At 42.8% G+C, this 17,227-nt stretch carries 13 protein-coding genes; 1 reads left to right on the top strand and 12 read right to left on the bottom strand.

The genetic code is table 11. From position 1 onward, the window contains the following. Positions 1–260 precede the first annotated feature (260 nt). From GLW00_RS03005 to GLW00_RS02985, 5 genes are all read right to left on the bottom strand, one after another. Complete coding sequence (locus tag GLW00_RS03005; RefSeq protein WP_160911092.1) at positions 261–2,642, bottom strand: cell wall-binding repeat-containing protein; 2,382 nt, start codon at positions 2,640–2,642, stop codon at positions 261–263. A gap of 20 nt (positions 2,643–2,662) precedes the next feature. Then, the gene (locus GLW00_RS03000; RefSeq protein ID WP_160911091.1) at positions 2,663–3,556 is read right to left on the bottom strand and encodes an ICP22 family protein; all 894 of its coding nucleotides are present in this window, start codon (positions 3,554–3,556) and stop codon (positions 2,663–2,665) included. Between the two features lie 35 nt (positions 3,557–3,591). Beyond that, entirely contained in the window at positions 3,592–5,817 is a 2,226-nt protein-coding gene (locus GLW00_RS02995) for a cell wall-binding repeat-containing protein (protein WP_160911089.1), read from the bottom strand. A gap of 609 nt (positions 5,818–6,426) precedes the next feature. After that, entirely contained in the window at positions 6,427–7,137 is a 711-nt protein-coding gene (locus GLW00_RS02990) for a WecB/TagA/CpsF family glycosyltransferase (RefSeq protein WP_160911087.1), read from the bottom strand. Positions 7,138–7,149: 12 nt separating this feature from the next. Further along, the gene (locus GLW00_RS02985) at positions 7,150–8,427 is read right to left on the bottom strand and encodes a nucleotide sugar dehydrogenase (RefSeq protein ID WP_160911085.1); all 1,278 of its coding nucleotides are present in this window, start codon (positions 8,425–8,427) and stop codon (positions 7,150–7,152) included. A gap of 513 nt (positions 8,428–8,940) precedes the next feature. Here GLW00_RS02985 and GLW00_RS02980 point away from each other — a divergent pair. After that, on the top strand, positions 8,941–9,957 hold the full coding sequence (locus tag GLW00_RS02980; protein ID WP_160911083.1) for a GNAT family N-acetyltransferase: 1,017 nt from the start codon (positions 8,941–8,943) through the stop codon (positions 9,955–9,957). Between the two features lie 42 nt (positions 9,958–9,999). Here the strand turns inward: GLW00_RS02980 and GLW00_RS02975 are convergent, their stop codons facing one another. From GLW00_RS02975 to GLW00_RS02945, 7 genes are all read right to left on the bottom strand, one after another. Beyond that, positions 10,000–11,085 (bottom strand): MraY family glycosyltransferase, encoded by a 1,086-nt coding sequence (locus tag GLW00_RS02975; protein WP_160911081.1) that lies wholly within the window; start codon positions 11,083–11,085, stop codon positions 10,000–10,002. Between the two features lie 586 nt (positions 11,086–11,671). Next, complete coding sequence (locus tag GLW00_RS02970; RefSeq protein WP_160911079.1) at positions 11,672–12,235, bottom strand: hypothetical protein; 564 nt, start codon at positions 12,233–12,235, stop codon at positions 11,672–11,674. A 69-nt stretch (positions 12,236–12,304) separates the two neighbouring features. Continuing rightward, on the bottom strand, positions 12,305–12,541 hold the full coding sequence (locus GLW00_RS02965) for a helix-turn-helix domain-containing protein (protein WP_160911077.1): 237 nt from the start codon (positions 12,539–12,541) through the stop codon (positions 12,305–12,307). Between the two features lie 273 nt (positions 12,542–12,814). Beyond that, positions 12,815–14,005 carry a helix-turn-helix domain-containing protein gene (locus GLW00_RS02960; protein ID WP_160911075.1) on the bottom strand — a complete coding sequence of 397 codons (1,191 nt, stop codon included), beginning with the start codon at positions 14,003–14,005 and terminating at the stop codon, positions 12,815–12,817. A gap of 83 nt (positions 14,006–14,088) precedes the next feature. Continuing rightward, positions 14,089–14,226, bottom strand: a complete 138-nt coding sequence (locus GLW00_RS02955) for an anti-repressor SinI family protein (protein ID WP_160911073.1) — start codon at positions 14,224–14,226, stop codon at positions 14,089–14,091. Positions 14,227–14,489: 263 nt separating this feature from the next. Beyond that, complete coding sequence (locus GLW00_RS02950) at positions 14,490–14,945, bottom strand: IDEAL domain-containing protein (protein WP_160911071.1); 456 nt, start codon at positions 14,943–14,945, stop codon at positions 14,490–14,492. 233 nt (positions 14,946–15,178) lie between these two features. After that, positions 15,179–16,885: a phospho-sugar mutase gene (locus GLW00_RS02945; protein ID WP_160911069.1), complete on the bottom strand. Its 1,707-nt coding sequence runs from the start codon at positions 16,883–16,885 to the stop codon at positions 15,179–15,181. Positions 16,886–17,227 lie beyond the last annotated feature (342 nt).

Raw genomic sequence — 17,227 nt, 5'->3', positions numbered from 1 at the left:
CTTAATAGAATCGTAATCGTTCGGTCATATCTTTTCCATTATCATACAAAACCACCACAACCTTGCACCCACTCCCTATTCCCAGCCCGATCTTTTCTTAACCTTCTATTCAATATTCTCCTTGTTAATTTCGCTAACAAGACTGGCATTTAATTTAATAAGAAAGAATCCCCAATCATTTACCACATCATCTATTAGAACAGCAAAACATAAGGAGATAATAAAAAACGGCCTTCGTGAGGAAGGCCGTTTTTGGTTCGTTAGCGGATTTTTAGGAGCTCAAAGGCTGTTTCATCTGAAATAGCTGCATCTCCGCCTAGGTAATATTGTTTCGGACTGATGGGCAGTCCTTGCATATACTTGCGAACACTTGATGGTACATTGTCCGTTCTTGTCAAAATAATCGGGGACTCATAGGAAGCTGCCATTGGAGAAGCTGCCAGGGCGTCTACGATCACTTGACCTCTTGCGAAAAAGACATCTTCAATCCTGCGGTTGTTGAAGTAACGTTCCGCAATTTGAACACTCGTGCTGTAGCGATCGTCGCCGGAGACACGTTCGACTTGGTTTACTACGGATTTCAGCTGTTCTTCCACTTTGTGATGGACAGCTCCTGTTCCACCGATAATCGTCGCTTTCTCCACTCCATGTTCCTGAATGAACTTCACGATGTTGTCCTCCAGTCGATATGGGAGTGTCAATAGGATCGGTGTATGCTCCTGCCCTGCGTAGGATGCAATGGACAACGCATCTGGAGATGTCTCTTCAGATGTCGTGATGAAAATTTCATCCACATCGATATTGCTGCTCAACTCATCAGCGACTTCATACGCTGTCTCGAATCGAGTTTGACCTGAAAGACGCACAACATTCCCTGCACCGTATTCATTCTCCAACTCTGTTTGGACAGTAGAGGACACGGCTGCCTCACTTCCAAGCAGGTAGATCTTCGAAGGGTCCATCCGCTTCAATTCTTTGTTCACCGTCTCAGGCAGTTCATCTGTCTGAGTCAAAAGAAGTGGGGCATCGTGATAAGATGCAAGCACGCTTCCTGTTAATGAATCAATCGGTAGATCCCCACGTCCGATGACGGCCACATCAGGGTTGTTCCAGTGCCACCCAAAGTTTGAAAGAGCTGCACTCGTTTCGTATCGATTGATGCCTGACAGGCGGTACGCGTTCGGTTCCTGTTTTTTGGACAAGTAGCTGGAAGCGACATACCCTTTCACGCCACCTGCGGTTTCAACCGGGTACCACATCCAGTGTTGGGTATTACTGTCTGACCCTACGGGAACGTCGGTGACGGTTAATGCATCACCCTGGGACAATCCGGTAAGAACCAGACCATTCGGAGATTGACGCAGGTTTAAACTACCGGCTGTTACATAGACCTTCTCTCCTGGACGAAAATAATGCTTGGATGTGTGCACAGGTCCATCTGTGTCTACATTCTCTACACCAAAAGAAAGGAGACCATCTGAATCAGGGTTCAGCTTGTGTGTCGGGAAAGGTGTCAGATTCAGCAATCCATAGCTCTTGATCCGGTTGAATATTTTCTCTTGATACGCAATATATCCGTTCGCAATCGGGTCGTTCCTTTGAGATAGACCATTATAAGCAAGAATGGCAAAGTACCAGTTCTCAATCGCCTCTCGATCTCCACTGTTTACGGTTGGAATTAAATCATGATCGGCATAATTCCACTTCGTTTCAAGAATTTTTAACCCTTCACGGATATTGTAACGAATGTCTGTGGCTAATTTCGTAATTTCTTCCTGACGTTCTTGGTCATCCGTGATGAAACGGTAATCAGACACCTGCATGATCCCGATACCGATGCAATCATAGCCAAGTTTCAGGTTGGTTCCATCCCAGGCCATGCCTCGTGTTTTCTCTTCGGTACACTGGTTTTCGTAATGGTCGACAGGTGTACGTCCTGTATCCCAATATTGCTGCCATCCGCTTTCCTGGAAGGCAATCGCTTTGACGATTTCAGGAGGGATATCGAAGTTCTTCGCTTCTTCCGTGAGCATACGATTGATCTCTGCATAGCTCGGGTTCTCATACTTTTCATCGACTTCTGTAGTGCTTTGGGTAGTGATGAGACTTTGCGCAGTCAACTTCTCCTGCGCTTCCTGCTTCGTCACCTCACCAGTTTCAATAGTAAAAACATCATTCAGCATGGCCGATGGCTCCGTACTGATGTCATCCTCATCATATTCTGGATAGGAGATATCCAGTTGGTCCTCCTGGATATCGATCGTTGCTCGATCATAGTTTTGAGACTCATAGACTTTTTCTATTCCATCCTGCTTGACTTGATAGACATCAAAATACAAGCTGCTGGCTGACCCTCCGGCTCTATAGATAACAACGAGAGATTCTTCACCGACATAATGCACATCAGTAACTTCTGCCAATTGTTCCGTTTCTTTTATTACCGGTTGTCCATTTTGTTCAATTTCGATCGACGTCTCCAGTTCATTCCTGACGACATTTACTTCCGTCGTTTCATTCAACTGGATAGATTTATTGCTCTCCTCTACGATCCATGTCTCCGATTGTTCTGCACTGATCGCAGCAGGAAGCAAAAGACTCGTGGCTAACAACGCTGATGTTGAAGTAATAAATTTTTTTAACATCCATACCGTCCTTTGCAATTTTACTTAATATCAATCAACTTGGAGTTCATGGTGTACCCATTCTCTCCTTTGTCCTCAATCTTTTCTTTAATCAGTCCATAGTCCGGGGCATAGTGGAACGTAGATCGGACTTCGGCTCCAGATGAATCCGCTTTTTCTATCTTCTGTACAACTAATACGTTCTCAAAGTCACGGACTGGTGTTGACGTTGTCTGTTTGTCATCAATGAGCTTAAATGAACTTTCGGATTGGCTTGATTGTGTGACATCGATGAGAACATCTACCGTTTCTACCGGCTTGAATCCATCCAGCATGCTTGCTGTATCTTCTGGGTTGAACTCCTCATAAACAACCGATACCGTACCTTCCGTCCACTGGAGCACTTGAAGTGTGACCATATCCCCGAATGTGATGACTTGCTGAACATAATTACCCTGGATATCTACAATCTCATAAACGGCTTCATATTCATCATTCTGCATAAATGTCTTCGTCATCGGCTTTTTAGGCATATAGGCTTTCAAACCGACGTTTGACGTTTGTTCCTCTTTTGTTTCTTCTTCAGAAACACCTTCATTCGCTGAAGCTTCAACCGTGTCTTCCTCTGGTTCTTCTGCTTCCACAGCTGGATCTTCGCTCGCTGCTTCTTCACCGGAGTCTGTGTTATCTTCCTCATCCTCTGGCTCTGTAGTAACCGCGCTCTCTTCTTCTTGTTCCTTACTTTCGCTTTCATTTTCTACGCTTTCAGGATCCTCGGTTTTCTCAGCCTCTGCCGGTTGTTCTTCAGACTCTGCAGACGCTTCAGATGTACCCTGATCGGCCTGGTCATTTTCCAAGCTTTCCGGATCCACATCTGCTGCACAGGCGCTTAAAATAAAAGCGACGGACAGCATGATGGTTAACAGTTTCTTCATCGACACCTCTCCTTTGCTGTATCCAGGATGCATTCTTATTTGAGGTAACCAGCGATTTCATCACGTTGAGCGTTGTCAACGACTCCTCCAATGACGCGGAGATCTTGAACAACATTTTCAGTTCCATACCAGCTCAATGTTTTTTGAAGCTCTGGGTTCAAGTCGTTTCCTACTAATACAAGTGGTGCTTTCGTGCGGGCTGAAATGGCGGATGCCGTCAAAGCATCAGGATAATTACGGCCAGTAGCTACAAGCATGGTGCCAGAACGCATATCATCCTTGAAGTAGTCAATCGTTGCCGCTACTGTTTCGTAACGGTTTATGCCGGACAGGCGGACCACGCGATCTCCACCGTTACGTTCAATCAATGTCTCTTCCACTTCTTCAGAAACAACCGCCGTTCCACCAAGAATGGCTACTTCTTTTCCATGAAGGAACTGTAGACTTTCTTCCGTGATTTTCTCCTGATCTGTCAAAACAATCGCCCATCCGTTGGCTGCTGCTACAGAAGATGCTTCAAGTGCATCAGGGAAGCTTGTACTTGAGGCCACAAATACTCCCTCTACATCAGACAAACGATTGTTGATTTCTAAATTGGACTGAATTCGATCCTTACCTGAAATACGTTCGACAGAAAAGAGATTGTTTAATTCATCTTGAACTTTTTCAGAGATGGCATTAGTTCCACCAAGAATGACCACTTTGTTTGCGTTCAGTCGTTTCAGTTCTTCCACGACAGCAGGATCGAGACGGTCGTCACGATTTAACAGGATAGGCGCATTGCCAAGTTCAGCTGCCAGCGGCCCTGCAGAAAGGGCGTCCGCAAACTCAAACGCAGTCGCTAGAACAACGGTCCGCTCTCCATCTTTATCAAAACCATTCGGGTAAAGGCTCTTAGAGACTTCAATAGCCGTCTTTATACGATCTTTCCCGGCGAGTTCCGTTGTGTTGAACATATACTGATAGTCTTTAGAGCTGTTGTCCCATAGAACTTCTTCTGTAGTCCGGTTTATGACCTTCGTATTCTTCCATTCTTTCGCATAGGCGATCGCTTTTTCCTCACGATAGAAAGTGTTCAGCACACCTTTTTCTGAGTGAACGACTTCGAAGTCTTCACTTAAATAATTACTCCAAATGACTTCATCGTTTTCTTTATCGATAACCGCTGTATTTCTCCAATCCCCCGCGTAATCCAGGGCTCCTTCTAAGCTGTGGGTCTCTTTCAATACTCCTTGAGAAGAGTGCTTGACCTCATAAGCTTTGGCTAAGTAATCCGACCAGATCACTTCTCCTTGTTCGTTATCTACAACTCTCACATCACTTGAATTCTTTGCAAACGCGACCGCTTCGTCTCGAGACATAAATAAACGGTCTTTCGATTGGTCCGTCTTATGGTAGACGCCATATCGTTTACTCGTATTTTCATAGATGACTTTTTGCTGATACTTGTCAAAAACATAAGCGTACTCCATGTTTTTCGCATGGCTGATCGCTTCTTCTTTTTCGCTTGTCAGTTTAACTTTCTCACCTTCGTGGTTGAATACTTCATAGACGCTGAAATAGCTATCGACCGCTTCAGTCACGGATTGGACTGCTTTTTCCTGAAAGCTATCCGTTTTGATGAGCTTTTCTTCTGTTGGGTTCGACATGTAGCCAAACTCCAACAAAGCTGCCGGCATGACAGCATTTCTTGTTACGTATAGGTTACTTGGAACCATACCACGACCTTCTCCCAGTGGCGTTCCGTCCAGAATATGCCGGTGCATCGTTTGTGCCAGACGTTTACTTTCCGGTGCATATTCAATTTGTTCTGGAGATGGTGCGTAGGTCGTGCTTATGTTGTTCATATCGAAGTAATAGGTTTCATACCCTCTCATGTAAGGGTTTGATGGTAGAGCATTTGAATGAAGAGAGAGAAATATCGCATTATCATGATCACCATTTGCCGATTGATCCGCGAAATCCACTCTTGCCTGCAGGTCATCATGCAAACCATAGGCGAAATGGCTGTCACTTGTGCGTGTTATATGTACGTTGTAACCTCTCGCTTCTAAAGCATCATATAGCTTTTTTCCGACTTCCAAGTTGAAGTGCTTTTCATAATAACCAGTAGATCCTCCAGAATAACCCGTTGTACCTGAGAATCTTCCACCGTGCCCCGGGTCAATAACAACAGTCTTCTCCGCACTCGCTTCCGCCGCCGGGTAAAGAACAAAAAGAGTAAAAAGCGCAAAAAACAGCAACATATACAGTCTTTTCATAATAGCCTCCTAATAGGGTTATATTTTCATAGTTTTCCTTGAAAACGATTAATCTGGAAAGTCATTTCCTTTAATTTTTCTTTTGCTAATCACCTCATCTTTTTTAAAGCATGCGATCGATGTTCTTCTCGGGTTGTTTTATGTAAGTTTTAGTTTACTTTAAATCGGGTAGTGTAATTGTAGGATAAGTATAGACAGGTATAGTTATAGATGAAATTGAACAAGCACCCAATGGAAACATCATAGATTCTTATCAAACGATCTCAAAGATTAGAAGAATCTCTTCCTATATGTAATATCGGACGATTCAAGAAGATTGTTGAACACACCCGGAAATTTTTATCAATTTATAAATGATTTGGGATAATTATGTCGAAATTAGTCATTCTAATTACAATATGTAATTATATATAACGCAAATGTAACTAACAACCGTTGCTTTGCCAACTTTTCCACTTTTTCCTTTATTCCGTACAAAAGTATCAGGTCTTTCCTGGAAAGATTGTACTAGATGTAGGAGGGATAAGGTCTAAAGATGTGGAGAGGAAGCAAGGGTGACTAGTAAATGTCTACACAAAAAAGAGCAGCTGCTTTTGCAGCTGCTCTTTTTTATTTATCTCGCCATACTTTCAATAGGAAGGCAGGAAGTTTAATCTGCCTTTTTATCCGCCACGGTTCAGCAATGAGCCTGTACAACCACTCCAAACCAAAGCGCAGGAAGAAATCCGGTGCTCTCTTGATTCTTCCTGAAATGACATCAAATGATCCACCCACACCCTGAAAGATGCTTACATTCAACTCATTCATATGATCCACAATCCAATATTCCTGCTTTGGACTGCCGAGGGCTACGAATAGAATATCCGCCTGTGATTCATTGATCGTCTGTATGACTTTTTGTTCATCTTTCTCATATCCGTCCAATACCCCGGCGATTTTCAACCCTGGGTATTTGCGAACCAGTTCGTCTTTCGCTTCTTCTGCGATCCCAGGCTTCGCCCCGTAAAGGAAAACTGATTTATCATGCTCCTTCGCCTGTTCACAAAGCGTCAACAGCATATCAATCCCCGTTACGCGTTCTTTAATGTTCCCTTTTTTCAAGCGGGAAGCAACAAGCACCCCAACACCATCAGGAATCTGGTAAGTCGCTTTGTTTAAGAGGTTCTTTAAACTCTCATCCTCCTGAGCTTTCAAAATCTTCTCCGGATTGATGGCTACGATGAATGACTGTCTTTTATGATTGATGTCATCTATGACATTTTTCTTTAACTGTTCGTATGAATGACTACTGACATCCACACCTAAAAACTGTTCCTTCATATCGTCACCTTTTTACACATTCTTGGAATCGCCGAGACGCTTCGTCACAAACCCGGCTTCTTTCCAGTGGTCAAGATTCAGGCAATTTTTTGTATCGAGCACGACGCGATTGCTCATTTTCTCCTTGATCGAGGCAGGGGTGAGAGCTTTGAATTCATCATGATCCGTCAACACTACAAGAATGTCGGCTCCTTCCAATGCTTCTTCCATATCCTGCGTCTGATTGGATGCGATGTTCTCTTTAATGTGAGGATCATAGGTTGTAAAGCTGATTCCCCGCTCTACCAGTTCCAGAATCACCTTCAAGGAAGGACTCTCACGATGATCATCAATGTTCGCTTTGAAAGACAGTCCGAAAAGGGCCACCTTCGGACCCTGGATGAATTGATCTTTCATCAATTTCTCCACTTGATCCGCTGTGTAGACAGGCATGTTATCGTTCGTATTGCGGGACAGTTGGATGATTTGTGAAAGATCGGGCTGAAGCTCTGCAAGGAACCAAGGATCAACGGCAATACAGTGTCCCCCTACACCAGGTCCAGGTGTATGAATATTGACACGCGGGTGATAATTGGCAAGCTTAATCGCTTCCCAGGAGTTCACTCCGATGCGGTCGCTGATCATCGCAAGCTCATTGGCAAAAGCAATATTCACATCGCGGTACGTGTTTTCAATCACCTTCGCCATTTCAGCCGTTGTAGCATCCGTCAAATGGATATTTCCTTTTACAAAGGACTCGTACAACTCTTTGGTCATTTGAGAGGACTCTTCATTAATACCGCCGACGATCCGGTCGTTATCTACGAGCTCCTGAAAGACCTTCCCTGGAATGACACGCTCCGGTGAATGCGAAACGAACAGCTGCTTCCCGATTTCAAGGCCGGTTTTCTCAAGTACAGGAAGCATTACGTCTTCAACGGTACGCGGAGGCACTGTGGATTCAAGAATAACTAAGTTCCCTTCTTTCACAAAAGGAACAATGGCTTCTGTTGCTTTGCGGACATAATCAAGGTTGGCTGTTTTATCTTCCTTGATCGGGGATGGAACAGCAATGACGAAAACATCCGCTTCCGTCGGTTCCATAGATGCTTTGAAATTCCCGGCATCCACCGCTTCCTCCAAGCGCTCCTGCAGTCCGTTCTCTTCTATATGAAGCTGTTTCGCATTGATCATTTCCACAGCTCTTTGATTGACATCCACTCCATGGACTTTATGACCGTGAATGGCAAACATGACGGAAGTCGGAAGACCGATATAGCCTAATCCAACCACACAAAGTGACTTTTTCATACAACATAACTCCCTTTCTCTTCCACCTACAACTTCGTAGACATCTATTTTCATAAAAGTTTTATTTATACATCTTTCCGTTCGTACTTTTCTTTATATCATTCGTTAAAATTGAAGCTTTATGACGTTTTGTTCCATTTATGATAGACCACGACAATTTTCATCCCTTTCCCTCTTCCCGTCCTGCTTGTTCCTTTAAACGTCATTTCAAGTAAAACAAGCAAACATAACTCGAACAGGAGAAGGCCTTCATTTCCCCTTCATGTAGGAATATCCGGAGGCATTGGGCGGGTATTGTCATCGTGGACCATTGAACGAATTAATGACATGGTCGACAAAGAAAGCCAATACTCTCCAACATTCATTATATCTGATTCATTTCAAGTGCGCTATTCCTGCGTTCAATCTTAAATGAAAAGTCAAAAACTTGTAATGAATTGGTCATGCGCGGGTGATCATTTTTTTTGATATACTCTTATGAAGTATGCTTTAACAAAGAAAGGACGACACATGATGACAGTTCGACGCTATCATAAGGGAGACGAAGACCAAATTCAGACCCTTTTCAGGAAAACATTCAACCATCCACGGCCATTGGCTGTGTGGAAATGGAAATTCATAGAGAATCCTAAACAGGAGCGCCCCTTTATTCTTGTATTCGAGGAAGACAATCAAATCCTCGGTCATATCAGCTTGTGGGTGACAGATGCTTACTTGAACGGTGAAAAGAAAAAGGTAGGCCTTCGTGTGGATACAATGGTAGACCCGGATGCGCGCGGAAAAGGAATTTATAAAAAGCTGAATGATGCGCTGTTAGTAGAAGCGAAGCAAGATGGAATTGACTATTTATATGGATTCCCAGCTCCCAAAGCGAAGGAGCTATTTTTACGATACACAGGGGCGAGTCATCTGACAGACATGCCACGCTGGATGTTGATCCAGAGACCGATCCATTTGCTCGCATCCAAGTTCTCCCCTCTTTCCATCTTTAAACCTTTGGACCGGATCTTTCAATCGTTTAAAAAATCGAAATATCATACAGATGGGTATGAAATGAAAGAAGTGAAGCGTTGCGAGCAAGAATTTGATCAGTTAGCTGAGAGGTCAAAGCACGCCGAACAAGGCTTGGTTGTCAGGGATGCCGCATATTTAAATTACCGTTACTTTGACCATCCCGAGCACCAGTACAAAATGATGGGAATCTATGAAGACCGCCGATTGGTCGGTTATGTGGTCACGCACCAAATTTCCGGTTCCTTTGAAAATGGTATGCTGGTGGATTGGCTCGCTGAAGATGAAAAGTTATGGCCGGTCCTTTTAGCTGCGGCCCGGACTGAATTAAAAGATACAGACGTGATTCAATCCTGGGCGTTGCCACACACGCTTGCCGCCAGCACTTTAAAACAAGACGGATTCATTCATAAAGATAGTCCTATGCCACTCGTCGGAAAGGCAATCAATCCTTCTCTAAGTTCGATGGACGATGCCGACCAATGGTTCATCACCCCGGGGGATGTGGACTCCTATTAAAAAAGAAGCTCGCTGACAATCCGCGTCAGCGAGCTTCTTTTTTTATGATTTATCTCGATCTTTCTCTCTTTGCGTCTTAGAAAACAGCCCGATCACAGGACGTTTCCCTCGATATACGACTCCTGTCATCTCCGCAAACAGATGGAGTAAGAAAAGAATGACAAAGGTAATAATCAACGAGATCCCAAACGATGTCAGCGAGAACAATAACGCAAGCAGGCCGAAAACGGCACTGAACGCATAGATGATCAAGACCGTAGCTCTATGACTGAATCCTGCTTCCAAGATTTGATAATGGATGTGTTTATTGTCCGGCATCATAATTTTCTGCTTATTGATCAGTCTCCTCACAATCGAGAACAACGTATCAAAAACAGGGATGGCTAACACAATGATTGGAATGACAAAACTGAATAAGGTCACATTTTTAAACAATCCGACCATCGAAATGACGGCCATGGAGTAACCGAGAAACAATGAACCCGTATCCCCCATATAAATAGAGGCAGGGTGAAAGTTGTGGAATAAGAAACCGATATTGCTTCCGATTAAAACAACGCACAAATATACAATGGCTACTTGAGGCTCAATCGCCAGTGCCATCACGGCAATACTAATTAATGAGATGGTGGAAACACCTGCAGCGAGCCCATCCAATCCATCAATCAGATTAATAGCGTTGGTGATTCCAATAATCCAAAGGAACGTAAAAATGATACTGATCGGATCACTGAAGGACACCATTCCGATAAACGGAATACTCAGCACATCAATCTTCAGGCCAGAAAAGATAAGAACACCTGCAGCCGAAACTTGACCCAAAAGTTTAAATAAAGGCCGGATCTGATAGCGGTCATCAAGAAGACCCGTCAGAACGATAATGAATGCACCAATACAAATAGGGACCAGATAAGGAAGGTCCGGGCGAATATAAAGCATACCAGCCGCAGCTCCTCCAAAGATGGCAAGACCACCCATCCGCGGAGTAATTTCCTTGTGGATCTTCCTCATTTCAGGGTAATCCATCATCTTCCATTTCACCGCAAGTTTCATAACTGGAAATACAAGAATGAAACTCACAGCCATTGATAATACGATTGCAATGATTATGTCTATATAAATATTCATATTAATCCTCACTTACATCTTAAGTTTCCTCTAGGCGGTTAAAATTATAACATAGATAGGTGGAGGTTAAGAGTTCCCTTATGTACATGTGCACACAAAAAACACCGCTCACCTTGTCCAATGTGGCGATGCTTTTCTTCTATTGCTGAAGTTGTTCAATCAAATGATCGATAACATCCCTTGAAGTAAGCAGTTCGGCGTCTTCCGTCTTTTGAATAATGTTCTGCAAAACATCCTTTAAATTATCCATGCTCCCCACCTTTTCTAATTGATTCTTTATATCTTCTATTTACTTAAATGTTCGTCACTAAACGACTTTTTCTGGCTGTACATCTATGTATCTCTTATCCTATTAGACGTTTCAGCATCAAAAAAGTTTCAAAATATGATTATTTCCGGGGAAATATGTTAAATAATTCAATCTTTCTCTTATACTATACTATTTTTCTACAAAATAAAATAAAATTTGTCAGAATATAATATGATTTACTCCTAACACCCGTGTGGGTAGTTGTACAGGAAGCGATAATACACAAAGAAAAACCTGACGGGCCGGGATCAGACGCTCGTCAGGTTCTGTTTTTCCTTATTCATTTGTCATCCATGTCTTGTGAAGAACTTTAAGTCTATAACTGCGTTTGCTGAAACGATGAATATGCTTTTGCAGGAACCTCTTTCCTTCCCGGTGAAAAGTAAAGAAAATCACAGCGGGATGATCCAGAGAGTCATAGAAAAAGATGGGGTTGAGACTTCTTTTGATGTCCCCGAAGTCCCATTGTCCAAGTAGATCCAAGCCCCTCACGTAGGCGTCATCTATGATTGCTTCTTCAATCACTGATGTTTTATGGATGCTGTATTCATTGAGATGATGATCGCATACAGCCGCCTGCAGATAAAAAAGCGGTGAATCATCCCCTATAATTCCATCCGTCCATTCCGCTCCTGCGATTTCTTTTTCCTGATTTTCTACGTATATATGACCCTCTTTTCTCAGCAAGTTCCACCCGGGTTTTAGACGTAGCTGTGAATAGTGAGATACGACGGCATTCAAATTCAGCCATTCATCAGACTGAGCGTGCAAAGGTGGAAGAGGAATGGAATAAATGTTCCTTCGAGCAGCTTCTCTTGTGAACATGATCTTATTTCTCACCATCCTCCTCCTCTCTTATCCATCCACTGGGTGGTTCTTTTATAAAAATGGAATCGCACTCTACTCACTTCACACCTTTTCCTCATCATCTTCCACACGGGCATACTTATGAGTTAATAATTCTTCCAATGAAACGTCAAGAGTTTTCGCCAGTTTCCCCATCACAATAAGCGAAGGATTGGCTTGGACGCCGCGCTCAATATTGCTAATGTAGGATTTCGACACCCCGGACTTTTTTGCAAACTCATTGACTGATAGATTTTTCCCCATTCTTAGCATGCGTATCTTCTCACCGATAGGGGTCATTGCTTTACCTCGCTTTCCTGGCCAATAATTGGTTTCCTATACCACAATTGTTCTCTATTAAGAATATTATAATGCTTTTATTCATTAAAAGAAACAGTTATATTTCCTTACCTTTATATTTTCTAATGAAACCTCTGTTACTCAAGCCTCATCTTTTCTTTAATGAGAACGTTCAAACAATGGGTTTAAGTAATAAGAAACCATCCTTGGAGCTTGCTGCCCTTCCTTGGCAGCAAACGAACATAAAAAAAAGACGAATGATGATCCGTCTTTTTATTCCTCATAAACTCTGTATTTATTTCTAAACTCTTTCGGCCCGATGCCTTCGATACTTTTAAACACTCGTGTAAAATAGCTCTGACTGTTATATCCGAGTAACGTACTGATATCCATAAGGGAATGATGAGTGATACATAGTAATTCTTTCGCCTCTTTTATCCGTTGTTGATTAATAAACTGAGTAATAGAAATCCCTTTTTCTTTTGTAAAGACTCCAGAGAGATAATTCGGATTAACATTAAGAGCTTCAGCGATTCCTTTCAAGGTCAAATCTTTGGTTAAGTTTTGGAAAATGTATTTCTGCGTTCTTTCCACCAAGGGAGAATACATCCTTCGTTCACCATTCTTCTGTATCCGCTCCAAAAACGATTTAAGGATGTTCATTTCTAAGGCTTTCAGATCTTCTTCTGTTCCCTGAGATTCTAAGAAATTGATATAAAAATCACTTAGAGAATCCACTTCATCCTGCTGGGCACCTTTTTCCATGCATACATGCCCTAGTTCAGAAATCCAACGAATCATTTGATTTTTATGATGGCGGAGGTCTTTTCCGTTTAATGTTTTCTCTCGGAGCTTTTCGTAAACTTCGATGGCTTCATCTTGACCATTTTTAAATAACTCGAAGAATTTTTGTTTGGTTGCTATCGTCTCAGGATACGAAGATAGCGTTTGGGTGAAGGACTGATACTGCTTATGGATTTTCGCCTGTTCCATACTCCCCGTCACCTTTTTTCTCTGCTTCGGTAATAGTTGGTTCATCAATCGTTTAAGCGCGCTTACCTGTGATTGATTCAGCATCGGAAGTTGAGCAAGATACTCGACAAATGGTTCCTCCAACCCAGCATCCAAATCGTTCATAATAAGGTTCATCCTTACATGTTTATGGCTTACTTCCTGTTGAACAAAGGGACCAATGCCAATCACCAGGCTCTTTTTATTTTCATCTACATAAGGGTATAAGAGAAGATGTTGATAATAATGATCTGTGTACACTTGCATGGTAAAGGGATGCTTTCTACACTCATTGATATAGGTTTTATGTATACTCCTAAGAGCTTTGGGTGGCTTTTGAAAATGTTCCGGATAATGGTAGATCATCTTATTTCTTTCATTAAACATTAACACAGGGATGTTCATAGTGATCGAACAATCTTTCAACAAGTTCATTAACTCATATTTTGTCATAAGGACCTCTCTTCCTGCCCCTTCTTTATGCTTAGTACTTCTCTATCATGGCAAAAAAAGAACACCCTTTCAAGTAAAGGATGTCAGACCGTTTTGGCTGATTTAGATTGTTGTTTTAAAAAGTTTTTAACCTCATCTTTACTTAACCCCATGGCTTTCGCTTCTTTCAATAAAAACACCCATTCTTCATCCAACTTCCGTTCTCTAGGCAGCGTTTCCATCCGGTCAACCTCCCCTAATGGTCAATTCGATGAGCAGAGCTTGAGGAATGGCCTTCGCCAGTACAATCAATGCTCGTAGAACTTTGTCCTTGTTATATGTATTATTATAATGGATAAATCTAGAATTCAATTGAACTATTATCACTTAAATTTCACATTTTTCAGATAGTTTTTGATAAGCCGAATAAAGATGTTGTATTTTTTTGACGAATAAAGTATAGAAATAAATACCCAGGCATGATTGAATTCACACCTGGGTGTTTTCATGTGTACATGTTATTCCATTTTTCAGTGAGAAGACGGAAGGCGTCTTCATCATGTTGATCGATCGCCTTGTCGATGAGGCGTCGAAGGTTATCTTTTTCTAATTCACGGATGATTTCCTTCACTTCTTTAGATGATTGCTGACTAATTTCGATCCCCTCTTCATAATACGGCGACACAATCGAATGAAGGTGCGAGATAAACTCAGGCAGTTGCAGTAAATCGGAGACAGAAACATAAACCATTTTCTTGCCCCGCTGGAAGACGAATATATCGAAAACGTTATGCACCCGTTGACGATTGCGGTCGATTATAATTTCTCTTGATTCCATCGGGATGAACTGATACAACTCGTTATCAATGAGTAGCGAAAAGTACTGGTAGGCTAGAACGACTCGAATGAAGCGTTTGTCTTCTTTAACATAGTATGGCTTAAGCATTTTTATGTTCAACATGGGCCCACCCCTTTTTCATTAAATCTGAATTTTCAGTATTTTATTCTATTATCGCGTATTTGTCAACAAAATGAAAGCGATTAATATGGAATGGGCTTTGGGGTTCGGCTTTTTGAAAGGTATTATTGCGGAGCGATTGTTCCTGGATGGATAACGACCCAGCTGAGCACAATGGCGACTTCATTTAAACCCATAATAAAAAACTCCATCCCGCAGGATGGAGTTTCAACAATTTAGATAAGCGCATGCAAGCGTTCGTTAACGGTTGCTTTTACAGCGGCCAGCAGCTCTTCACTTTCTTTTCTTGTACCGGATTTTACACCGTAATAAAACTTGATTTTCGGTTCTGTACCTGACGGGCGCAGGCAGAACCAGCAGTCGTCCTCAAGGATGAACTTGACGACATTGGACGTCGGAAGGTCGATTTCCTCTTCGGTTCCGTCCTGGACATGTTTACGAAGGGTCGTTGCATAATCTTCAATAGCCACGACTTTCTTTCCACCTGCTTCTTTAATTTCAGCGTTACGGAAGTCGTCCATAATTGCCTTGATTTGTTCAGTTCCTGACTTTCCTTCCAGCTTCATGGACTGAAGATCTTCAAGGAAGTAGCCGTGTTTTTCATATAACTCATCAAGGGCATCCAGTAACGTTTTGCCTTGATTCTTCCAGTGTGCGCCAACTTCTGCTGCAAGGACAGCCGCCTGGACAGCGTCTTTGTCACGAGCAAAGTCTTTAACCAGATACCCGTAACTTTCCTCATAACCGAACATGAACGTGTGCTCTCCACTTTGTTCATATTCACGGATTTTTTCCCCGATGAACTTGAAGCCTGTCAGCGTGTCGAGGGAACGGATGCCGTAGGAGTTAGCGATGACCCGGCCGAATTCAGAGGTTACGATCGTTTTGATCAAAAGTCCGTTTTTTGGCAGTTGTTCGGATTGACCAAGAATGTAATCCAATAAAAGGGCACCTGTCTGGTTCCCTGTGAGGACGACATATTCCCCTTTCTCGTTAGGGACAGCAATTCCGAGGCGGTCGGCATCCGGGTCTGTCGCCATCAGCAAGTCAGCTCCAATAGCTTTTCCTTGATCAATCGCCATCTCAAAAGCCTGATGCTCCTCAGGGTTCGGAGAGGCAACGGTAGAAAATTCAGGATCCGGCTTCGCTTGTTCCTCAACGATGTGAATGGACGTGAACCCACTCTGCTGCAGCCCTTTTTCAACAAGATCACGAGCCGTACCGTGCAGTGGCGTGAACACGAGGGATAGATCCTTTTGAATATCCGGCTGGACTGTAACACCTTTCAATGCTTCAAGATAAGCCTCATCGACTTCCTCATCAATCCAGCGAAGCAGTCCCTGTTCTTCCAGCTCTTGTTGATCAGCCGCTTCGACCTTCAATTCGTTTTCCACTTTGTTTACAAAATCGATCATGATTTCCGCCTGCTCAGGAGGAAGTTGACCGCCGTCTTCGTTGTAGGCTTTGAAACCATTGTATTCCGGAGGGTTGTGGCTCGCCGTTACGACAACGCCTGCTGCTGCGTTCAAGTGGCGGACAGCAAAGGATAATTCCGGCGTCGGTCTTAGGGACGTGAATACGTAAGAAGGAATGCCGTGGTGGCCAAGGACACGAGCAGTCTCTACTGCGAACTCCTTGGACATATAACGGGAGTCATAAGCAATCGCTACGCCCCTGTTGGACAAGCCCTGGTCATTGACATAGGTGGCCAGGCCTTCGGCCGCTTTTCTCACGGTGTAGATGTTCATGCGGTTTGTTCCTGGTCCGAGCTTTCCGCGCATTCCACCTGTCCCGAATTCCAGGTTCTTGTAGAAAGCATCTTCCAAAGATTGTTCATCTGATGTTAGTTCTTCCAGCTTTGATGCAAGATCAGCATCAAGTTCGGTAAATTCTTTCCAACGGTTGTAATCATTTTTCCACATGCACAACACTCCTTCGTGATTATTTTTCTCTAGCGATTTAGGGAAGCCATTTTGTATGAGTAGAAGTCTATCATTCACATTCCAACTCGTTCTTCTCTAGTTCTTTTCATTCGCCATTATTTGGTGGAAATCCTGTTTTTTCGGCGCATTTAGATAGAAATCTTTTACTTTTCTTCCCTTTTTACACCGAAAGCAAATAAACTATGTAACTTCATCTAATATTGTAACATTTAAGTAGGATGTTTCTATTATGGAAATATCTGTATGACCTGGTACACCTTTTATTTCCAATAAATGAATTCCACTTTTAATACTGTTCTCTTGCGGACTGTATGTTGGGAA

This window comes from Halobacillus litoralis (assembly GCF_009856445.1).
In the GTDB taxonomy this organism is placed as follows: Bacteria; Bacillota; Bacilli; order Bacillales; family Halobacillaceae; genus Halobacillus; species Halobacillus litoralis.
Note: the sequence above shows the minus strand (reverse complement) of the source record. Positions and strands in the feature narration are given on the sequence as shown.

What these genes read in the sequence shown, in the direction of transcription:
- GLW00_RS02965 (WP_160911077.1), bottom strand. Translation starts at nt 12,541, where the DNA reads ATGACCCCTATCGGTGAGAAGATACGCATGCTAAGAATGGGGAAAAAT.
- GLW00_RS02995 (WP_160911089.1), bottom strand. Translation starts at nt 5,817, where the DNA reads ATGAAAAGACTGTATATGTTGCTGTTTTTTGCGCTTTTTACTCTTTTT.
- GLW00_RS02960 (WP_160911075.1), bottom strand. Translation starts at nt 14,005, where the DNA reads ATGACAAAATATGAGTTAATGAACTTGTTGAAAGATTGTTCGATCACT.
- GLW00_RS02945 (WP_160911069.1), bottom strand. Translation starts at nt 16,885, where the DNA reads ATGTGGAAAAATGATTACAACCGTTGGAAAGAATTTACCGAACTTGAT.
- GLW00_RS02985 (WP_160911085.1), bottom strand. Translation starts at nt 8,427, where the DNA reads ATGAAAAAGTCACTTTGTGTGGTTGGATTAGGCTATATCGGTCTTCCG.
- GLW00_RS03000 (WP_160911091.1), bottom strand. Translation starts at nt 3,556, where the DNA reads ATGAAGAAACTGTTAACCATCATGCTGTCCGTCGCTTTTATTTTAAGC.
- GLW00_RS02975 (WP_160911081.1), bottom strand. Translation starts at nt 11,085, where the DNA reads ATGAATATTTATATAGACATAATCATTGCAATCGTATTATCAATGGCT.
- GLW00_RS02980 (WP_160911083.1), top strand. Translation starts at nt 8,941, where the DNA reads ATGACAGTTCGACGCTATCATAAGGGAGACGAAGACCAAATTCAGACC.
- GLW00_RS03005 (WP_160911092.1), bottom strand. Translation starts at nt 2,642, where the DNA reads ATGTTAAAAAAATTTATTACTTCAACATCAGCGTTGTTAGCCACGAGT.
- GLW00_RS02990 (WP_160911087.1), bottom strand. Translation starts at nt 7,137, where the DNA reads ATGAAGGAACAGTTTTTAGGTGTGGATGTCAGTAGTCATTCATACGAA.
- GLW00_RS02950 (WP_160911071.1), bottom strand. Translation starts at nt 14,945, where the DNA reads ATGTTGAACATAAAAATGCTTAAGCCATACTATGTTAAAGAAGACAAA.
- GLW00_RS02955 (WP_160911073.1), bottom strand. Translation starts at nt 14,226, where the DNA reads ATGGAAACGCTGCCTAGAGAACGGAAGTTGGATGAAGAATGGGTGTTT.